Annotated in this window: 18 protein-coding genes; 16 read left to right on the top strand and 2 right to left on the bottom strand. The window is 64.3% G+C overall.

Annotated elements, in window-relative coordinates; translation table 11 throughout:
- Nucleotides 1-24 precede the first annotated feature (24 nt).
- Complete coding sequence (locus XH84_RS27765) at nt 25-798, bottom strand: Crp/Fnr family transcriptional regulator (protein WP_128922656.1); 774 nt, start codon at nt 796-798, stop codon at nt 25-27.
- 205 nt (nt 799-1003) lie between these two features.
- Nucleotides 1004-1309: a gamma-butyrobetaine hydroxylase-like domain-containing protein gene (locus XH84_RS27760; protein WP_128922655.1), complete on the bottom strand. Its 306-nt coding sequence runs from the start codon at nt 1307-1309 to the stop codon at nt 1004-1006.
- A gap of 194 nt (nt 1310-1503) precedes the next feature.
- Between XH84_RS27760 and XH84_RS27755 the strand changes: the two genes are divergently transcribed.
- From XH84_RS27755 to mmsB, 16 genes are all read left to right on the top strand, one after another.
- Nucleotides 1504-2277 carry a ferredoxin--NADP reductase gene (locus tag XH84_RS27755; RefSeq protein WP_128922654.1) on the top strand — a complete coding sequence of 258 codons (774 nt, stop codon included), beginning with the start codon at nt 1504-1506 and terminating at the stop codon, nt 2275-2277.
- 102 nt (nt 2278-2379) lie between these two features.
- The gene (locus XH84_RS27750) at nt 2380-4122 is read left to right on the top strand and encodes a fumarate reductase/succinate dehydrogenase flavoprotein subunit (RefSeq protein WP_164936654.1); all 1743 of its coding nucleotides are present in this window, start codon (nt 2380-2382) and stop codon (nt 4120-4122) included.
- Nucleotides 4123-4152: 30 nt separating this feature from the next.
- Entirely contained in the window at nt 4153-4386 is a 234-nt protein-coding gene (locus tag XH84_RS27745) for a 4Fe-4S dicluster domain-containing protein (RefSeq protein ID WP_007593252.1), read from the top strand.
- Nucleotides 4387-4388: 2 nt separating this feature from the next.
- Nucleotides 4389-5366, top strand: coding sequence for a HEAT repeat domain-containing protein (locus XH84_RS27740; RefSeq protein ID WP_164936653.1), 978 nt, complete (start codon nt 4389-4391; stop codon nt 5364-5366).
- Nucleotides 5367-5479: 113 nt separating this feature from the next.
- On the top strand, nt 5480-6652 hold the full coding sequence (locus tag XH84_RS27735) for a fumarylacetoacetate hydrolase family protein (RefSeq protein ID WP_128922651.1): 1173 nt from the start codon (nt 5480-5482) through the stop codon (nt 6650-6652).
- Between the two features lie 484 nt (nt 6653-7136).
- Nucleotides 7137-8102, top strand: a complete 966-nt coding sequence (gene ytfQ / locus XH84_RS27730; protein WP_128922650.1) for a galactofuranose ABC transporter, galactofuranose-binding protein YtfQ — start codon at nt 7137-7139, stop codon at nt 8100-8102.
- Between the two features lie 115 nt (nt 8103-8217).
- Complete coding sequence (locus tag XH84_RS27725; protein ID WP_164936652.1) at nt 8218-9762, top strand: sugar ABC transporter ATP-binding protein; 1545 nt, start codon at nt 8218-8220, stop codon at nt 9760-9762.
- Complete coding sequence (locus tag XH84_RS27720; RefSeq protein WP_128922648.1) at nt 9759-10751, top strand: ABC transporter permease; 993 nt, start codon at nt 9759-9761, stop codon at nt 10749-10751. Before XH84_RS27725 ends, XH84_RS27720 begins: the two co-directional genes overlap by 4 nt.
- A complete protein-coding gene (gene yjfF / locus XH84_RS27715) occupies nt 10748-11728 on the top strand; it encodes a galactofuranose ABC transporter, permease protein YjfF (RefSeq protein WP_128922647.1) in 981 nt (326 codons plus the stop codon). The genes XH84_RS27720 and yjfF overlap by 4 nt, the downstream gene beginning before the upstream one ends.
- Nucleotides 11725-12501, top strand: a complete 777-nt coding sequence (locus XH84_RS27710) for a FadR/GntR family transcriptional regulator (protein ID WP_128922646.1) — start codon at nt 11725-11727, stop codon at nt 12499-12501. Before yjfF ends, XH84_RS27710 begins: the two co-directional genes overlap by 4 nt.
- Nucleotides 12498-13424, top strand: a complete 927-nt coding sequence (locus tag XH84_RS27705) for a Gfo/Idh/MocA family protein (RefSeq protein ID WP_128922645.1) — start codon at nt 12498-12500, stop codon at nt 13422-13424. The genes XH84_RS27710 and XH84_RS27705 overlap by 4 nt, the downstream gene beginning before the upstream one ends.
- A 2-nt stretch (nt 13425-13426) precedes the next feature.
- A complete protein-coding gene (locus XH84_RS27700) occupies nt 13427-14503 on the top strand; it encodes an aldose epimerase family protein (protein WP_128922644.1) in 1077 nt (358 codons plus the stop codon).
- The gene (locus tag XH84_RS27695; RefSeq protein WP_128922643.1) at nt 14500-15381 is read left to right on the top strand and encodes an SMP-30/gluconolactonase/LRE family protein; all 882 of its coding nucleotides are present in this window, start codon (nt 14500-14502) and stop codon (nt 15379-15381) included. The genes XH84_RS27700 and XH84_RS27695 overlap by 4 nt, the downstream gene beginning before the upstream one ends.
- Before the next feature lie 72 nt (nt 15382-15453).
- On the top strand, nt 15454-16527 hold the full coding sequence (gene chvE, locus XH84_RS27690) for a multiple monosaccharide ABC transporter substrate-binding protein (RefSeq protein WP_128922642.1): 1074 nt from the start codon (nt 15454-15456) through the stop codon (nt 16525-16527).
- 189 nt (nt 16528-16716) lie between these two features.
- Nucleotides 16717-18294, top strand: coding sequence for a multiple monosaccharide ABC transporter ATP-binding protein (gene mmsA, locus XH84_RS27680; protein ID WP_128922640.1), 1578 nt, complete (start codon nt 16717-16719; stop codon nt 18292-18294).
- On the top strand, nt 18291-19481 hold the full coding sequence (gene mmsB / locus XH84_RS27675) for a multiple monosaccharide ABC transporter permease (RefSeq protein ID WP_128922639.1): 1191 nt from the start codon (nt 18291-18293) through the stop codon (nt 19479-19481). The genes mmsA and mmsB overlap by 4 nt, the downstream gene beginning before the upstream one ends.
- Nucleotide 19482: the final 1 nt, after the last annotated feature.

The following is a 19482-nucleotide window of genomic DNA, read 5'->3' as shown; positions in this document are numbered from 1 at the left end:
CACCGGCCTTGGCCGCAAATTCTCCTAGTCAGATGCGTGACCGCGCATCTCCTCCAGCACGTCGGTCCGGCAGACCACGATCTGCGACCGCTTGGTCTGCACGATTCCCTTCTCCTGCATGCGCTTCAGGCTGATCGTGACCCATTGCCTGGTGGCGCCGACCATGTGGGCTATGTCGGCGTGGGTGAAAGCTGCGGCGATCACGGTGCCGTCGGCGTCGCCGACGCCGTAGAGCTCGACGAGATGCAGCAAGAGATGCGCAAGGCGCTGGGTGATCGAGCGCGTTCCCAGCATCTGCGCCAGCGCCGAATAGCATTTGCCCTTGAAGGTGAGGCCTTCGATCAGGCCGATCGCAAGGTTCGGGATTTCGGCGGCAAGGGACCGCAACTCCTTGCCGGGCAGGTGCACCACGCTGCAATTGCTGGAGGCGACGCCGGACCATTGGTGCACCGTGCCTTCGAACACTTCAGGGCCGCCGACGAAATTGCCGACATGCCAATAAGCGAGCGTGATCTCGCGGCCGAGCGGCGAGGTGTAGAACACGCGGACGCGGCCGCTCTCGATCAGCCAGATACCGTCATGCTTGCCGCCCTGGCTGAAGAGCGTCTGGCCGCGGTTCAGGACCTTTCGGCGGCCCTGCTTCAGCACCAACTCCCGCTCGCGCGGTGAGAGCTTGTCCATCAACGGTGGTGGACCGCCGATCCATTGCTGGTTCTCGGTGAGCAGCAGCGAGGAGCTGCCCGCAGGCCGGACTGTCGGGGGGGCGGCCCCGCGAACCGCATTCGCCGCCTGCAACATCGTCTGCCTCCGGAACGTTCAAACCGTTCTAAAGAGGAGCAATGTCCGTGCCAGATTTACTCCGCTGTCATCGCCCGTGAAGACGGCGATCCAGTATTCCAGAGGCCGGCGTTGGAGCGCTCGCTCTCACCACATCCGCCGCGGCGTACTGGATGCCCCGGTCAAGCCGGGGCATGACGGCGGAGGTCGTGGAACGGCTTGAGGGTCAGCGCCCCGCCAGGCTCAGCAGATACGTCTTCGGGTAAATCCCCCGGTTATGGCCGTCCGAAAACGAGATGTTCAGCCCATAGCCGAGATCGCCGATCTCGGTGATTGCAATTCCCGGAAATGTTTCCGGGAAGCGACCGTCGAAGCGGGCGCGGGTGCAGTGGGCGCATTTGCATGAGAGGCGGAGTGTTTCGGCGGGCACGCTGAGCGCGTCATCCTGCGTGGTGCGGACAAGGAGCGATGCGAGATCGGAGCTGGTTTCGTAGTCAGACACGATCGGCGCCACCAATGGAGTCATAGTCATGACGAACCTCCGACTTTCATCTATGTCGGCTCAGGCGTGCACGAATAGCAACTAATTGCCGGCGCGGGCGTGACCGCGTGCCTTCTGCTGGATCACCGCCCGCGAAATGTGAAACTAATCGACCGGGAAATTCACTTCCGAATTGCCGGACTCTCCTCTCTTCGTGACCTTGGCGTCATCGACAAGGAGAGACCATGAGTGCATTTCAGAAGGAAACGGTTCTGTCGGTCAGGCACTGGACCGATTCCCTGTTCAGCTTCACCGCGACGCGCGATCCCGGCTTTCGTTTCCAGAACGGCCAGTTCGCCATGATCGGGCTGGAGGTCGAGGGCAAGCCGTTGATGCGGGCCTACAGCATGGCCAGCGCCAACCACGAGGAGGCGCTCGAATTCTTCTCGATCAAGGTGCAAGACGGCCCGCTAACCTCTCGCCTGCAGAAGATCAGGGAGGGCGACATCATCCTGGTCGGCCGCAAGGCGACGGGCACGCTGATCACTGGCAACCTCATTCCGGGAAAGCGCCTGTTGCTGCTCTCGACAGGCACGGGCCTTGCGCCGTTCGCCAGCCTGATCAAGGACCCTGATGTTTACGAGAACTACGAGACCATCGTGCTCGCTCATGGCTGCCGACAGGTCTCCGAGCTCGCTTACGGCGAACACCTCGTCGAAGGCCTGCGCGATCACGAATTCTTCGGACCCCTGATCCGCGACAAGCTCGTCTACTACCCGACCGTGACCCGCGAGCCGTTCCGGAACCGAGGCCGCATCACCGACCTGATCGCGTCCAACCAAATGTTCGACGACATTGGGCTATCCGGCCTCGATATCGAGACCGATCGCATCATGCTGTGCGGCAGTCCCGCGATGCTCGAGGACCTGCACGCGATGTTCTCCGCCCGCGGCTTTGTCGAGGGCAACCACAGCAAGCCCGGTCATTTCGTCATCGAAAAGGCTTTCGTCGAGCGCTGAGGCGCAAATCGCGTCCCGGCGACAACTAATTGCTATCCCCGGGAGGCCCTCTGAACAAATCTGATGCAAAGGCGCCGGGGATCGGCGAGCCAGGAGCAAGTGATGTCACTAGATCAGATCGTCGACGGACTTTCGGAAGTTTCCTGCGATGTGCTGGTGATCGGCGGCGGCACGGCCGGCCCGATGGCAGCGCTGAAGGCGAAGCTGAAGAACCCGAAGGCCAACGTCGTCCTGCTCGAAAAGGCCAACGTCAAGCGCTCCGGCGCAATCTCGATGGGCATGGACGGCCTGAACAACGCCGTCATCCCCGGCTACGCGACGCCGGAGCAGTACACCAAGGAAATCACCATCGCCAATGACGGCATCGTCGATCAGAAGGCGGTCTATAAATACGCCCAGAACTGCTACAAAATCATCGAGGAGCTCGACAGCTTCGGCATCCGTTTCCTGAAGAACGAGAACGGAGATTACGCCGTCAAGAAGGTGCACCACATCGGCACCTACGTGCTGCCGATGCCGAACGGCGAGACCGTGAAGAAGGCGCTGTACCGCCAGCTCCGCCGCGCCCGCATCCTGATCTCCAACCGCTACATGGCGACGCGGCTGCTGAAGTCCGCCGATGGTCGTATCGCCGGCGCCGTGAGCGTCAATACCCGCACCGCCGAGATGCTGGTGATCAAGGCCAAGGCCGTGGTCCTCTGTATGGGCGCCGCCGGCCGCCTCGGTCTTCCGACCTCCGGCTACATGTTCGGCACCTATGAGAACGCCGCCAATTCCGGCGACGGCTACGCCATGGCCTATCACGCCGGCGCCGCGCTCGCGAACCTCGAATGCTTCCAGATCAACCCGCTGATCAAGGACTATAACGGCCCGGCCTGCGCTTATGTCGCCGGCCCCTTCGGCGCCTACACGGCGAACAACGAAGGATCGCGCTTCATCGAATGCGACTACTGGTCCGGCCAGATGATGCTGGAGTTCTACAATGAGCTCCTGTCGGGCAAGGGCCCGGTGTTTCTCCAGCTCAAGCATCTGCATCCCGACACCATCTCCGAGATCGAATCCACGCTGCACAAGGTCGAGCGTCCGACGCGCGGCTTGTTCCAGCAGGGGCGCGGCGTCGACTACCGCAGCGAGTCGATCGAGATGCACATCTCCGAGATCGGTTTCTGCTCCGGCCACAGCGCTTCCGGCGTGTTCGTCGACGACAATGCGCGCACCACCGTGCCCGGCCTCTACGCCGCCGGCGACATGGCGAGCGTGCCGCACAATTACATGCTCGGGGCCTTCACCAACGGCTCGGTCGCGGGTATCGACGCCATGGAATTCGCCGACAATCACGATTTTGCGGAGTTCGACGCCGCCGACGTCGCGATGGAGCGCGACCGCGTGATGGCGCCGACCAAGCGCGAGGACGGCATTCCGCCCAACCAGGTCGAATACAAGACCCGCCGCCTCGTCAACGACTATCTCCAGCCGCCAAAAGTCACGCGCAAATACGAGCTCGGCATGCGCCGCCTCGCCGAGGCGCGGGAGGACATGCAGGAGCGCATGATCGCGCGTAACGCGCACGAATTGCTCCGCGCGCTCGAAGTGCAGTCGATCATGGACTGCGCCGACATGGCCGCGCACGCCTCCCTCTACCGCGAGGAGAGCCGCTGGGGTCTCTATCACTGGCGCACGGATTTTCCGGAGAAGGACAACGAGAACTGGTTCTGCCACACGCTGCTGTCCAAGCAGGACGGCAAGATGACCAGCGAGAAGCGCGCCGTCGAGCCCTATGTCGTTCCGATCGCGGACGACGAGAAAGACCTCTACGACAAGCAGCGCATCCGCGCCTCCGCCTGATCACAGCGCAAAAGCAACAGGAGACATCAAATGCCTCTCGCGTCCTATCAGACATCGGTTCCGGTGGTCGTCGACGACGCCAAATGCATCGCGGACAAGGGCTGCACGGTGTGCGTCGACGTCTGCCCGCTCGACGTGCTTCGCATCAGCGACATGACCAACAAGGCCTACATGGCCTATGACGAGTGCTGGTACTGCATGCCTTGCGAGGCCGATTGCCCGACCGGCGCCGTCACCGTCAACATTCCGTATCTGTTGAGGTGAACATGTCGAGCCCGTTCGAGTCCTACGACGACTTGGAGGACGCCGACGAGCGGCTTCAGGCCGCCGATCCCGCCGAGCGCCGCGTTGCCATCATCGCGCTCGGCCATTCCGGCGATCCCGCAGCTGTCGCGCATCTCGCCAACATGGTGGCCGATCCTGACGCAGGCGTGCGCCAGCAGGTCGCGATGGCGCTGGGGGAGTTCGACGGGCCGGAGGCGGCAAGTGCGCTGGTGAAGCTGCTGGTCGATCCCGAGAGGATCGTCGCGGCCGCTGCGGCCGACAGCATGGCCGAGTTCAAGGATCCTGCCTGCGCCGATGTGATCCTGCCGCTGGTCAGGCATACCCATGCTTTCGTCCGCATGGGTGCACTGCGCGCGCTCAAGGAGCTGCGCTGCAAGGACACGCTGAAACCCGCGCTGGAAGCGCTCCAGGATGCAGATGCCGCCGTGCGTGTGCAGGCGATTGGCGTGATCGGTTTCCTCAAGCTGGAGGAATCGATCCCCGCGCTGACCGCGCTGATCAACGATCCCGATGCCCATGTGCGCCGCGCCGCTGTGAGCGCGCTTGCGTTCTCGCAGATGAAGCCCGCGGCCGAAACCATCACGCGGGCGCTGAAGGATTCGGATTGGATGGTGCGCGAGATGGCCGCGGAAACGCTGGGCTTGAACGCCAATGGCGGGATCGCGGCTGATCAACTCGTCGCTTGCCTTGCAGACGAGTTCTGGCAGGTGCGGCTGAAGGCGATCCGCAGCCTCGGGAAGATGAAGATCGAGCGCGCAGTGCGGCCGATTGGCCATTGCGTCAATCATGACCAGGCCAACCTGCGCAAAGAAGCGGCCGCCGCGCTCGGCGAGATCGCCCATCCCGACGGCGAGGCGTTCCTCGCCGTGATCGCCGACGATCCCGATCCCGATGTCCGCAAGAATGCACGTTGGGCGCTGCAGCAGATCGCGGCGCGAAAGGCGCGGGCAGGGGCATAGCCGCACGGCGCGCAGCCGCTCTGGACTTCCCCCGCCAGACGTTTATTGGTCTTCGCCAATGGGATCGGCGGCTGCAAATGCAGCTGGTCCTTAGAAACAGCGAGGGCTCGGCCATGACGACATTGACAGTGAAAGACCTTCTCCCCGCGGATGGAACGAAGGGGACGCTGGTCGGCCGTGTCTGGCTGCCGCGGGTGAGCGGTCCGGCCGTGGTTGCCGTACGCAGTGATGGCGTGTTCGACGTCACCTCGAGGTTTCCGACTGTCAGCGCGCTCTGCGAGGAAGACAATCCGGCCAAGGCGCTTGGCGCGACCAAGGGCGAACGCATCGGCGATCTCGACGCCATCGTGGCCAACACCGCCCCCGACGGCCGCGACCCCAACAAGCCCTGGCTGCTTGCGCCGGTCGATCTGCAGACCCTGAAGGCCGCCGGCGTCACCTTCGCCATCTCGATGCTGGAACGTGTGATCGAGGAGCGCGCCAAGGGCAATCCGGCCTCCGCCGAAGCGATCCGCAAAGAAGTGACGCGCCTGATCGGCGACGATCTGTCAAAACTCAAGCCGGGCTCGGATCAGGCCATGCACCTGAAGCAGGTGCTGATCGACCAAAACGCCTGGAGCCAGTATCTCGAAGTCGGCATCGGCCCCGATGCCGAGGTGTTCACCAAGGCCCCGACCATGTCGTCTGTCGGCACCGGCATGGATGCAGGCCTGCATCCGAAGTCGACCTGGAACAATCCCGAGCCGGAGCTGGTGCTGTTCGTGTCGAGCCGCGGCAAGATCGTCGGCGGCGCACTCGGCAACGACGTGAATCTGCGCGACTTCGAGGGCCGCTCGGCGCTGCTGCTGTCGAAGGCCAAGGACAACAATGCGTCCTGTTCGATCGGCCCGCTGCTGCGCCTGTTCGACGACACCTTCACGCTCGACGATGCGCGCAAGCTCGACATCAGCCTGAACGTGACCGGCACGGACGGGTTCGTTCTCGACGGCCATTCCTCGATCAGCAAGATCAGCCGCGATCCGACTGACCTCGTCGCGCAGACCATCGGCAAGATCCATCAATACCCCGACGGCTTCGTGCTGTTCCTCGGCACGATGTTCGCTCCCGTGAAGGATCGCGATGCGCCGGGGCAGGGCTTCACCCACAAGCGCGACGACATCGTCACCATCGCTGCGCCGGAGCTCGGCAAGCTCATCAACCGCATGCGCACCAGCGAAGAGTGCGAGCCCTGGACCTTCGGCATCGGCGCGCTGATGAAGAACCTGGCGCAGCGGAAGCTGATCTAGCTTCGCCTCTCCCCGCGCGTGGGGAGAGGCCGGCAGGCAAAGCGTGGCGGGCGAGGGGCCCCACCACGAGTTGGTCAGGTTGATAGACGCAGAGCTCTATCCACACCGTCATTGCGAGCGCAGCGAAGCAATCCAGGGTCTTTCCGCGGAGGAATTCTGGATTGCTTCGCTACGCTCGCAATGACGGGAGAGAGCTCGCGCGACTGGTTATCACCGTCGCTGCGGATCGAGCGCCTGCACCCCAACGCGTAAATTCCTTTCATCTCCCCGTTGCATCAATGGAACAAAATCGCGCTGAGCGTGTCATAGAACCGCGTGCCATCATGCGTCGCGCTTTCCACCAAATAGTCAAATAATATGACTAGTCGGAACCCATCTTCCGTGAAATAGTGCCTCCCGCCGCCTCAAAGGGTCGGCCTGCGGGTGCCATGCTACCAATCAGCGCCCGAGATAACACAAGATGACTTCTTGGGAGACACGCCTGATGACCCTCAAAGCCCTTTTTGCGGCCAGCGCCATGGCCGCGTTGCTTCTGCCGCTGCCGGCCAAGGCCGGCCAGCTCACCATCGGCTTCTCGCAGATCGGATCGGAGTCCGGCTGGCGCGCGGCCGAGACTTCGGTGTCCAAGCAGGAGGCCGCCAAGCGGAAGGTCAATCTCAAGATCGCCGACGCGCAGCAGAAGCAGGAAAACCAGATCAAGGCGATCCGCTCCTTCATTGCCCAGAACGTCGATGCGATCTTCCTCGCGCCCGTCGTCTCGACCGGCTGGGACTCGGTGCTGAAGGAGGCCAAGGAAGCCAAGATCCCGGTCGTGTTGCTCGACCGCGACATCGATCCCTCCGGCAAGGAGCTCTATCTCACCGCCGTCACCTCCGACAGCGTGCATGAAGGCGAGGTGGCCGGCGATTGGCTCGCCAAGACCGTCGGCAGCAAGCCCTGCAACATCGTCGAATTGCAAGGCACGGTCGGCGCCAGCGTTGCCACCAACCGCAAGAAGGGGTTTGACACCGCCATCGCCAAGCACGCCAACCTGAAGGTGGTGCGCAGCCAGACCGGCGATTTCACCCGCGCCAAGGGCAAGGAGGTGATGGAGAGCTTCATCAAGGCCGAAGGCGGCGGCAAGAACATCTGTGCGGTCTATGCGCACAACGACGACATGATGGTCGGCGCGATCCAGGCGATGAAGGAGGCCGGCCTCAAGCCCGGCAAAGACATCCTCACCGTTTCGATCGACGCGGTGCCCGACATCTTCAAGGCAATGGTCGCCGGCGAAGCCAACGCCACGGTCGAGCTGACGCCGAACATGGCGGGCCCGGCGCTCGATGCCGTCGCGGCCTTCAAGGACAAGGGCACGGTTCCGCCGAAATGGATCCAGACCGAGTCCAAGCTCTATACCGCCACAGACGATCCGCAGAAGATCTACGACAGCAAGAAGGGCCTCGGTTACTGAGGCGGGCTTGGCCGGACCGCGGCTTGCGGTCCGGCCACCCTCTTCGAAACGGCCGCGCAAACGCATAGGCTGGATGTCCGCATCGCCGGCGGGCACCCCTGGGAGTGACTTTGCCATGCAGAACAGCCTTGATCCTGCTGCCTCCCTGTTGGAGGTGCGCGGGATCAGCAAGAGCTTCGGCGCCGTGCACGCGCTGCAGCAGGTCGATTTCACGCTTCGTGCCGGCGAGATCCATGCGCTGCTCGGCGAGAATGGCGCCGGCAAGTCGACGCTGATCAAGGTCGTCACCGGCGTGTTCCCGCGCGATGCCGGCATCGTCAGGATCAGTGGCGAAGAAATTGCGCCGCGTTCGGCCAAGGCGGCGCTTGGGGCCGGCATCGCCACCGTCTACCAGGAAGTCAATTTGCTGCCGAACCTCTCCGTGGCGCAGAACCTGTTCCTCGACCGCCAGCCGATGCGCTTCGGCATCGTGCGCGAGCGCGAGATGCGGCGTCGCGCCAAGGCGCTGCTTGCGGATTTCGGTCTCGACATCGACGTCGCCGCACCGCTCGGCAACTATTCGGTGGCCGTGCAGCACGTCACCGCGATCGCCCGCGCCGTCGATCTCTCCGCGCGTGTGCTGATCCTGGATGAGCCGACCGCGAGTCTCGATCGTCACGAGGTCGAGATCCTGTTTGGTATCATGCGGCAACTCGCCGGGCGCGGCATCGGCATCGTCTTCGTCAGCCATTTCCTTGATCAGGTCTACGAGATATCCGACCGCATCACCGTCTTGCGCAATGGCCGCCTGGTCGGCGAGCGCGAGACCGCCTCGCTGCCGCGGCTCGAATTGATCCGGATGATGCTCGGCCGCGAGTTGGCCGAGACCACCAGCGAGCGGGCATCAGTAGGCGAGCACACGGTGCGCGATGTCTGTGCGAGCTACGAGGGTTACGGCAAGGCCGGTTATGTCGCGCCGTTCAATCTCGAGCTGCGCCATGGCGAGGTCGTCGGCCTTGCCGGCCTGCTCGGCTCGGGCCGCACCGAGACGGCGCGGCTGGTGTTCGGCGCCGAGCGCGCCGATTGCGGGCAGGCGAGGGTAGAGGGCGCGCCCGTCCGGCTGCAGTCGCCGCGCGACGGCGTCCGCCATGGCTTCGGCTATTGCCCGGAGGAGCGCAAGACCGACGGCATCGTCGCCGAGCTCACCGTGCGCGAGAACATCGTGCTCGCGCTCCAGGCCAAGCGCGGCCTGCATCGTCCGCTGTCGCGCCGCGAGCAGGACGAGATCGCGCGGCGCTACGTCAAGATGCTCGACATCCGCCCGGCCGATCCCGAACGTCCTGTCGGCCTGTTGTCGGGGGGCAATCAGCAGAAAGTGCTGCTGGCGCGCTGGCTCGCGACCTCGCCGCGGCTCCTCGTGCTGGACGAGCCGACCCGCGGCATCGACGTCGGCGCACATGCCGAGATCATCCGCCTGATCCGCGAGCTCTGCGACGACGGCTTGTCGCTGCTCGTGATCTCCTCCGAGCTGGATGAGATCGTGACCTATTCCGACCGCGTCGTGGTGCTGCGCGACCGCGCCCATGTCGAGGAGCTCGCGGGCGAGGCGGTCGACGTCGGCAACATTCTCGCAGTCATTGCCGCCGACGGCGCTGTGACAGCGCACGAGGGGCGGGCATGACAGCGCTGTTGCCGCGCCGCGGCCTCGCCCAGATTCTTGCGCTAATCGTGATCCTCGCGGTCGACCGCGTAGTGTCGCCGCAATTTTTCGACCTGCGCCTCCAGGACGGTCGTCTCTTCGGTAGCCTGATCGACGTGCTCAACCGCGGCACGCCGGTGGCGCTGCTGTCGCTTGGCATGGTGCTGGTGATCGCAACGCGCGGCATCGATCTGTCGGTCGGCGCCGTGATGGCGATCTGCGGCGCGATCGCGGCGAGCCTTGCTGACAGTCACGGCCTGCCAGTGGTGCTGGCTGCCGCACTCGGGGCCGGCCTTGTCTGCGGATTGTGGAACGGATTTCTCGTCGCGGTCCTCGGCATGCAGCCGATCGTGGCGACGCTGATCCTGATGGTGGCAGGGCGCGGCATCGCCCAACTCATCACCGAAGGACGCATCGTCACTTTCTCCTCGCCGGATCTGGTCTGGCTCGGCAATGGCTCGGTGCTCGGCCTGCCGGTGCCGGTCGTGATTGCCCTCGGCATGCTCATCCTCACCGGCGCCGTGGTGCGCGGCTCTGCGCTCGGGCTTTTGATCGAAGCGACCGGCGGCAACGCGCGCGCGAGCGAGCTTGCCGGTGTCGGCACCCGTGCGATGATCCTGTCGGTCTACGTCTGGTGCGGCGTCTGTGCCGCGCTCGCCGGCGTGATCGCGGCGGCCGACATCATGGGGGCGGACGCCAACAATGCCGGCCTTTGGCTCGAGCTCGATGCAATCCTCGCCGTAGTGATCGGCGGCACCTCGCTGTTCGGCGGCCGATTCAGCCTCGTGCTCGCCGTGTTCGGCGCGCTGATCATCCAGACCATGAACACCGGCATTTTGCTGTCCGGCTATCCGCCGGAGTTCAACCTGCTGGTCAAGGCGGTGGTGGTGCTTGCGGTGTTGCTGCTGCAGTCGCCGAAACTGTCTGGCGTTGCCGGCATCGCCGCGCGGCTGCGGAGGACGAAAGCATGAGAGGTCTGTCGCCCGCCCTCATCACGGCGATCGTGCTGGTCGCGGGCTTTGCGGCCTGCGCGGTGCAGTTTCCCAACATCGCTTCCACCCGTGTGGTGGGCAATCTCCTCACCGACAATGCCTTCCTCGGCATCGTCGCGGTCGGCATGACCTTCGTCATCATCTCCGGTGGCATCGATCTCTCGGTCGGCTCGGTGATCGGCTTCACCACCGTCTTCGTTGCGCTCGCGATCGAGCGCTGGGGCGTGCCGCCGCTGGTCGCCTTCGTCGCCATCCTCGTACTCTCGGCAGCCTTTGGCGCGGCGATGGGTGCGGTGATCCATGTCTTCGATTTGCCACCGTTCATCGTGACCCTGGCCGGCATGTTCCTGGCGCGCGGCGCGAGCTTCCTGCTCTCCACCGAATCGGTCCCGATCACGGCACCGATCTATTCTACGGTGTCGGACTTCGCGCTGCGGATGCCAGGTGGCGGGCGGCTGACAGCAATTGCCATCATCATGCTCGTGATCGTGACCGGCGGTGTCCTGCTGCTGCATCTCACCCGGTTTGGCGCCAACGTCTACGCGCTCGGCGGCAGCCGGGCGACCGCGAGCCTGATGGGCGTTGCGGTCGGCAAGATGACGGTGAAGATCTACATGCTGTCGAGCCTGCTCGCAGGAATCGCCGGCATCGTCTTCTCTTTCTACACCAGCGCCGGCTATTCGCTCTCTGCCGTCGGTGTCGAACTCGATACCATCGCCGCCGTCGTGATCGGCGGCACGCTGCTCACGGGCGGGCAGGGCTCGGTGATCGGGACCTTCCTCGGCGTCCTGATTCAGGGCCTGATTCAGACCTACATTAATTTCGACGGCACGCTGTCGAGCTGGTGGACAAAGATCGCGACCGGTGTCTTGCTGTTTGCATTCATCGCTTTGCAGCAGGGATTGGTCGCGCTTGCGCGCCGGCCCGCGACGAAGAGGCTGGGAGCCGCGACATGACCTCGCGCATCGTTGTCATCCCGACACGGCGGGCTCACTCCAACCATGCGGAGGTCGCCCGCTCGATCGGCGTCGACATCATCGCCGGACGTTACGCGGAGGGGACGCGCCTGCCGGGCGACGCCGAGATGATCGCGATGTTCGGCGTGTCGCGGCCGGTGCTGCGCGAGAGCGTGAAGACTCTGGTGGCCAAGGGGCTGCTCACCACCAAGGCGCGCGTCGGCACCGTCGTGCGCGAGCGCGGCGCCTGGAACATGTTCGATGCCGACGTGCTGGCCTGGCATCTGGACGCCGGCATCGACAAGCGTTTCCTGAACGACCTCGCCGAGATCCGTCTTGCGGTCGAGCCGCGCGCGGCGATGCTGGCCGCCACACGGCGATCGGACGAGGATCTCGCCGAGCTTCGGCGCAGCATGGAGCGCATGCGGCTCGAAGCGTCGGACTCGGTCGGCTTTGCCGATGCCGACCTCGCGCTTCACGTCGGCGTGGCCCGCGCCTCCGGCAATCTGTTCATGCGCTCGATCGGTCACGTCATCGAGGCGGCTCTGCGCGCCTCGTTCCTGCTAAGCGCCCCCGTGGAATCGGAGGACCGCGACACCGTGCTGCTCTGGCACCAGAAGATCGTCGATGCGATCGCGGCGGGCGATGCCGAGGCCGCTTCGGAGGCGATGGTCTTCGTCATTCACAACGGCATGCATCGCCATGAGGACACGGTCATCGAGACCGCACCGGCCGAGGCGCTGCCATCCCCGGAATCTGGAGAGAGATCGTGACCGAGCTTCGGATCGCCATCGTCGGCTTCGGCAAGATCGCGCGTGATCAGCATGTCGGTGCGATCGCCGCGGTGCCGGGTGCAACGCTGGCGGCGATCGCGAGCCGCAACGCTTCGCTGCCGGGTCTGCCGCACTTCGCCACCATTGAGGAATTGCTGGAGAGGGGGCCGCCGATCGATGCCGTCTCGCTCTGTACGCCGCCGCAGGTGAGGCGGGCGCAGGCCGCCGCGGCGCTCGCCGCCGGCAAGCACGTCATGCTGGAGAAGCCGCCGGGCACCGGCGTGGCCGAGCTCGATCCGCTGATCGCAATGGCGACGGAGGCAAAGCGAACGCTGTTCGCGACCTGGCATTCGCGCCATGCGCCGGCGGTCGAACCCGCGCGACAATGGCTCGCCGATCGACGCATTGCCTCTGTGCATATCAGCTGGAAAGAGGATGTCCGCGTCTGGCATCCCGGTCAGAGCTGGATCTGGGAGCCAGGCGGTCTTGGCGTGTTCGACCCCGGCATCAACGCTCTGTCGATCCTGACCAGGATCCTGCCGAAGCCGGTGTTCGTCACCGCGGCCGAGCTGGCCTTTCCCGCAAACTGCCAGGCGCCGATCGCCGCGAACCTGACACTGATCGACATTGACGGCCTGCCTGTGACCGCCGAATTCGACTTTCGCCAGACCGGCCCGCAAAGCTGGGATATCGTCGTCGACACCGACCGCGGTCGGATGACCTTGTCCAGCGGTGGCGCGCGCATGGCAATTGACGGCAAGGTGCTTGCCGAAGCGCCCGATGAGGAATATCGCGGACTCTACCGGCGCTTCGTCGAGCTCGCGGCGACCGGCGCAAGCGACGTCGATCTGGCACCGCTTCGCCTCGTTGCCGACGCCTTCCTGCTCGGCAGGCGCACAATTGTCGAACCGTTTGTGGATTAGACATGGCAGGCTCAAAAATCGAAAAAGATGTCTTCGGAAGACTGCCTGATGGCCGCAATGTCGAGCGCATCGTGCTGCGCGGTGCAGGCGGGTTCGAAGCGCGCATCATCACCCATGGTGCGGTGCTTCAGGCGCTGATCGCGCCGGATGCAAAGGGTGGCCATGACGACGTCGTGCTCGGCCATGACGCGTTCACCGGCTATCTCGCGGAACGAAAGTTCTTCGGCGCCACCGTCGGCCGCTACGCCAACCGCATCGCCAAGGGACAGTTTTCGCTGGATGGTGAGATGGTGCAGCTTGCCGTCAACAACGGCCCGAATGCGCTGCATGGTGGCCTCGTTGGGTTCGACCGTAAGCTCTGGGCGGTCGCGGAGATCGACGAGGGCGCCGAGCCCGCGGTGACGCTGACCTATGTCAGCCCGCATGGTGAGGAGAATTATCCCGGCCGGCTCGACGTCCGCCTGACCTATCGCGTCACCGGGCCGACCGAGCTGTCGCTTTCCATGGAAGCGCGGACCGACCGACCGACCATCGTCAACCTGACCAACCACAGCTTCTTCAATCTCGAAGGCGCGACGTCGGGCACGTCCATTCTCGACCACCGCTTGACGGTCGCCGCCGAGCATTTCCTCGCCATCGATCCCACCGCCATTCCGTTGCCGGAGCCGCCGCGGCGCGTTGCCGGCACGCCGTTCGACTTCCGCGAACCTCGGCCGGTCGGCGAGCGCATCCGGCAGGGCGACCAGCAATTGCAGAACGGCAGGGGCTACGACCACACCTATTGCCTCGGGCGTGATGGCAAGCTCGCGCTCGCCGCGCGGCTGGAGGCGCCGCGCTCGGGGCGGATCATGGAGCTGTTTACCGACCAGCCTGGCCTTCAGGTCTATTCCGGCAATTATCTGGACGGCACAATCTCGGGGAAGGGCGGCAAGCTCATCCGGCAGTCGGACGCCATGTGCCTGGAGCCGCACATCTGGCCTGATGCGCCGAACCGGCCGGATTTTCCGAGCCCGCGCCTTGATCCGGGCGAGGTCTATCGGCATCACACGGTCTATCGCTTCGCAGTGAGGACGCCATGATCGAGCAAGTCCCCACCTCCGTTCTCTCGGACGATCCCTGCCATCTCGGCGAGGGCCCGACTTATGACATGACCACCGATACCGCCTGGTGGTTCGATATCCGCGAGGGACGGCTGTTCGAGGCGCAACTTGGCAGCGGTAGCATCCGCGTCCATGCGCTCGGCCGGATGGCGAGCGCGCTCGGGCGCATCGATGCCGAGCGGCAGCTGATTGTCGCCGAGGACGGGCTTTACATCCGTAAGCTTGCTGACGGCGCGATGACGCTGTTCCTTCCGCTCGAGGCGGACAATCCCGCCACGCGCTCCAATGATTGCCGCGTGCACCAGTCCGGCACGTTCTGGATCGGCACCATGGGCAAGAAAGCCGAGCCGAAGGCAGGGGCGATCTACGCGCTCCATCGCGGCAAGATCTCGACGCTGTTTCCCGGCGTCAGCATCCCCAATTCGATCTGCTTCTCTCCGGATGGCGCCACCGGCTACTTCACCGACACCCCGCGCGCCGTGCTCTATGCCGTGCCGCTCAATCCCGCGACCGGCCTGCCGCGCGGTGAGCCGGAGGTGCTGCTGCGCCATACCGGCATTGGCGGTCTCGACGGCTCGGTGTGCGACGCCGACGGGCAGATCTGGAACGCCTGCTGGGGCGCGAGCCGGATTGATGTCTACTCTCCGCAAGGTGAACGCCTGCGCTCGCTCAGCGTGCCGGCGAGGCAGGCGAGTTGCCCGGCCTTCGTCGGCCCCGACCTGTCGCGTCTCCTCGTCACGTCCGCCTGGCAGGACATGGACGCGGCCGCACGCGCCGCCGATCCGCAAGCCGGTTGCACGTTTCTACTGGAGGCATCCGCGCGCGGTCGCGCGGAGCCCGACGTCAAGCTCGCATAGGAGGCCCGAAGCAGCCCACGACCACGTTCTCCACGACACGAAGAAACAATCTGACACCCAAGGGAGTAAAACATGCTGAAACTGAAGACCACATTCCTCGCGCTGGCGCTGGCGGGCGCTGCGACGATGGCGACGAGCCTCACCGCTTCCGCCCAGGACAAGGCGACCGTCGGCATCGCCATGCCGACGAAGTCGTCGGCGCGCTGGATCGACGACGGCAACAACATGGTCAAGGTGCTGAAGGAACGTGGCTACAACACCGACCTGCAATATGCCGAGGACGACATTCCGAATCAGCTCTCGCAGGTCGAGAACATGGTGACGAAGGGCGCGAAAGCGCTGGTGATCGCCGCAATCGACGGCACCACGCTGTCCGACGTGCTCAAGCAGGCGAAAGCAAAAGGCATCACCGTGATCGCCTATGACCGCCTGATCCGCGGCACGCCGAACGTGGATTACTACGCGACCTTCGACAACTTCCAGGTCGGTGTGCTTCAGGCGCAATCGATCGAGAAAGGTCTCGGTCTGAAGGAAGGCAAGGGTCCGTTCAACATCGAGCTGTTCGGCGGCTCGCCCGACGACAACAATGCCTACTTCTTCTACAACGGCGCGATGAGCGTGCTGAAGCCCTACATCGACAGCGGCAAGCTCGTCGTCGCCTCGGGCCAGATGGGCATGGACAAGGTCGCGACGTTGCGTTGGGATGGCGCCACCGCCCAGGCCCGCATGGACAATTTGCTCAGCGCTTACTACGGCAACAAGAAGATCAATGCCGTGCTGTCGCCCTATGACGGCATCTCGATCGGCATCATCTCCTCATTGAAGGGCGTCGGCTATGGCAGCGCCGACCAGCCGATGCCGATCATCTCGGGGCAGGACGCCGAGGTGCCTTCGATCAAGGCGATGCTGCGTGGCGATCAGTACTCGACCATCTTCAAGGACACCCGCGACCTCGCCAAGGTGACCGCCGACATGGTCGACGCCGCGCTCGCCGGCAAGCAGGTCACGGTCAATGACACCAAGACCTATGAGAACGGCGTCAAGACCGTACCGTCCTACCTGCTCAAGCCGGTCGTGGTCTACAAAGACAATTGGGAGAAGGTCCTGGTCGACAGCGGCTACTACAAGAAGTCGCAGTTCCAGTGAGGTTTCCTTTTCCCTCTCCCCGCGCGCGGGGAGAGGGGGACTCTCGATGAGGGACGAAAAGCACGTCCACAAACTCGTCATGCCCGGGCTTGTCCCGGGCATCCACGCCCTTCGTCGCAGGCGGCTGCACGTGGATGGCCGGGACAGGCCCGGCCATGACGACGCGGAGACGTTCAGGAGTATGATCGCATGACCGCCATGCTGGAGATGCGCAACGTCAGCAAGAGCTTTGCCGGCGTCCAGGCGCTGCGCGACGTCAACTTCTCGGTTCAGGCCGGGCAGATCCACGCGCTCGTCGGCGAGAACGGCGCCGGCAAGTCGACGCTGATGAAGGTGCTGAGCGGGGTCTACCCGCATGGCAGCTACGAGGGCACTATCGTCTTCGAGGGTGAGGAGCGGCGCTTCCGCGACATCAACGATTCCGAGGCGCTCGGCATCATCATCATTCATCAGGAGCTGGCGCTGATTCCGCTGATGTCGATCGCGGAAAACATCTTCCTGTCGCATCCGCCCTCGAAGCTCGGCGTGATCGATCGCGATGAGGTGTACCGGCGCACGCGCGAGCTGCTGGCGCAAGTCGGTTTGAAGGAATCTCCGGACACGCTGATCACCGATCTCGGCGTCGGCAAGCAGCAGCTTGTCGAGATCGCCAAGGCGCTGTCAAAGCGGGTGCGGATGCTGATCCTGGACGAGCCGACCGCCAGCCTGAACGAGGCGGACAGCGCTGCGCTGCTCGAACGCCTGATGGCATTCCGCGAGCAGGGCATCGGCTCGATCCTGATCTCGCATAAGCTTAACGAGGTCGCCAAAGTCGCCGACCACATCACGGTGCTGCGCGACGGCCGCACCGTCGACAGCATCGACTGCCATGCCGAACCGATCCAGGAAGACCGCATCATTCGCAGCATGGTCAATCGCGATATGGCTCACCGTTTCCCGGAGCGTAGCGCCAAGATCGGCGAGCCCGTGCTCGACGTCGCGAACTGGTCGGTCTATCACCCGATCCATCCCGAGCGGCAGGTGATCAAGAACGTCAATTTCGGCGTCAGGCGCGGCGAGGTCGTCGGCATTGCCGGATTGATGGGCGCGGGCCGCACCGAATTCGCCATGAGCCTGTTCGGTCGCTCCTGGGGCACTGCGATCAGCGGCACCCTGCGGCTCGAAGGCCGGGACATGGTGTTGCCGAGCGTCGCGGCGGCAATCGACGCCGGGCTTGCGTATGTCACCGAGGATCGCAAGCAGCTCGGCCTGATCCTGGCCGACGACGTCCGCAAGAACATCACGCTCGCCAGCCTCGACCAGGTCGCACCCGGGAGGGTGATCGACGACATCGCTGAGCTGAAGATCGCCAGCGATTATCGCGCCCGCATGCGCATCCGCTGCTCCGACGTCTACCAGGAGACCGGCCAGCTCTCCGGCGGCAACCAGCAGAAGGTGGTGCTGTCGAAGTGGCTGATGACCGACCCAAAAGTCTTGATCCTGGACGAGCCGACGCGGGGCATCGACGTCGGTGCCAAATACGAGATTTACTGTATCATCAACGAGCTGGCGGAAGCCGGCCGCGGCGTCGTGGTGATCTCCTCGGAGATGCCCGAGCTGCTCGGGATCTGCGACCGCATTTGCGTCATGAATGACGGCGCCTTCGTCGGGGAGTTCACAGGGGCCGAGGCAACGCAGGAAAAGATCATGCGCGCCATCATGCGCAACGAACGAAACATTGGGAACGCCGCGCCAGCGGCCGCGGAGATGGGAGGATCGCAGCTATGACCGACAAGACGGTATCGCTGCCCGAGGAGCGCCGGCACGGCAGCTTCATCAAGAACAATTTGCGCAATTACGGCATGCTGATGTCGTTGATCGCGATCATGCTGTTCTTCCAGGTCATGACAGGCGGCACGCTGCTGCAGCCGCTCAACCTGACCAACCTGGTGCTCCAGAACAGCTACATCGTCATCATGGCGCTGGGCATGCTGCTGGTGATCGTCACCGGCCATATCGACCTCTCGGTCGGCTCGGTCGCGGGCTTCGTTGGCGCGGTCGCCGCCGTGCTGATGGTGACTTACAAGGTCGATTACACGCTCGCCTTCATCGCCTGCCTGCTGCTAGGGGCCGCCATCGGCGCGGCGCAGGGCTATTGGGTGGCATTCTTCGGGATTCCGTCCTTCATCGTGACGCTGGCGGGCATGTTGGTGTTCAAGGGCCTCGCGCTCGCGGTGCTGCAGGGCCAGTCACTCGGCCCGTTCCCCGCGACCTTCCAGAAGCTGTCCTCCGGCTTCATTCCGGAGCTTCTGCCCGAGGCTGGCACGCTGCATCCGACCTCGATGCTGATCGGCGCCGTGCTCGCGCTCGGCCTCGTCTATGCCAGTGCCAAGGGCCGCTCGCGCGAGCAGTCGCACGGCATCGAGGTCGAGCCTTACGCGTTCTTCCTGGGCAAGAGCATCCTGCTCGCGTGCGCCGTGCTGTACTTCACCTACCTGATCGCCTCACATCGCGGCCTGCCGAACGTGCTGGTGATCATGACCGCCCTGATCGCGCTGTATGGCTTCGTCACCCGGCGTACCGTGATTGGCCGCCAGGTCTATGCGGTCGGCGGCAATGCGAAGGCGGCAAAATTGTCGGGCATCAAGACCGAGCGGCTGACTTTCCTCACCTTCGTCAACATGGGCGTGCTCGCAGCACTCGCGGGCCTCGTCTTCGCCGCGCGCCTCAACACCGCGACCCCGAAGGCCGGCCTCGGTTTCGAGCTCGACGTCATCGCCGCCTGCTTCATCGGCGGCGCTTCAGCTTATGGCGGCGTGGGTCGCGTCGGTGGCGCCGTGGTCGGCGCCATGATCATGGGCGTGATGAACAACGGCATGTCCATCCTCGGCATCGGCATCGACTATCAGCAGGTCATCAAGGGTCTCGTGCTGCTCGGGGCGGTGTGTATCGACGTGTATAATCAGCGGCGGTAGC

It is taken from the genome of Bradyrhizobium nanningense, assembly GCF_004114535.1.
Taxonomy (GTDB): domain Bacteria; phylum Pseudomonadota; class Alphaproteobacteria; order Rhizobiales; family Xanthobacteraceae; genus Bradyrhizobium; species Bradyrhizobium nanningense.
Note: the sequence above shows the minus strand (reverse complement) of the source record. Positions and strands in the feature narration are given on the sequence as shown.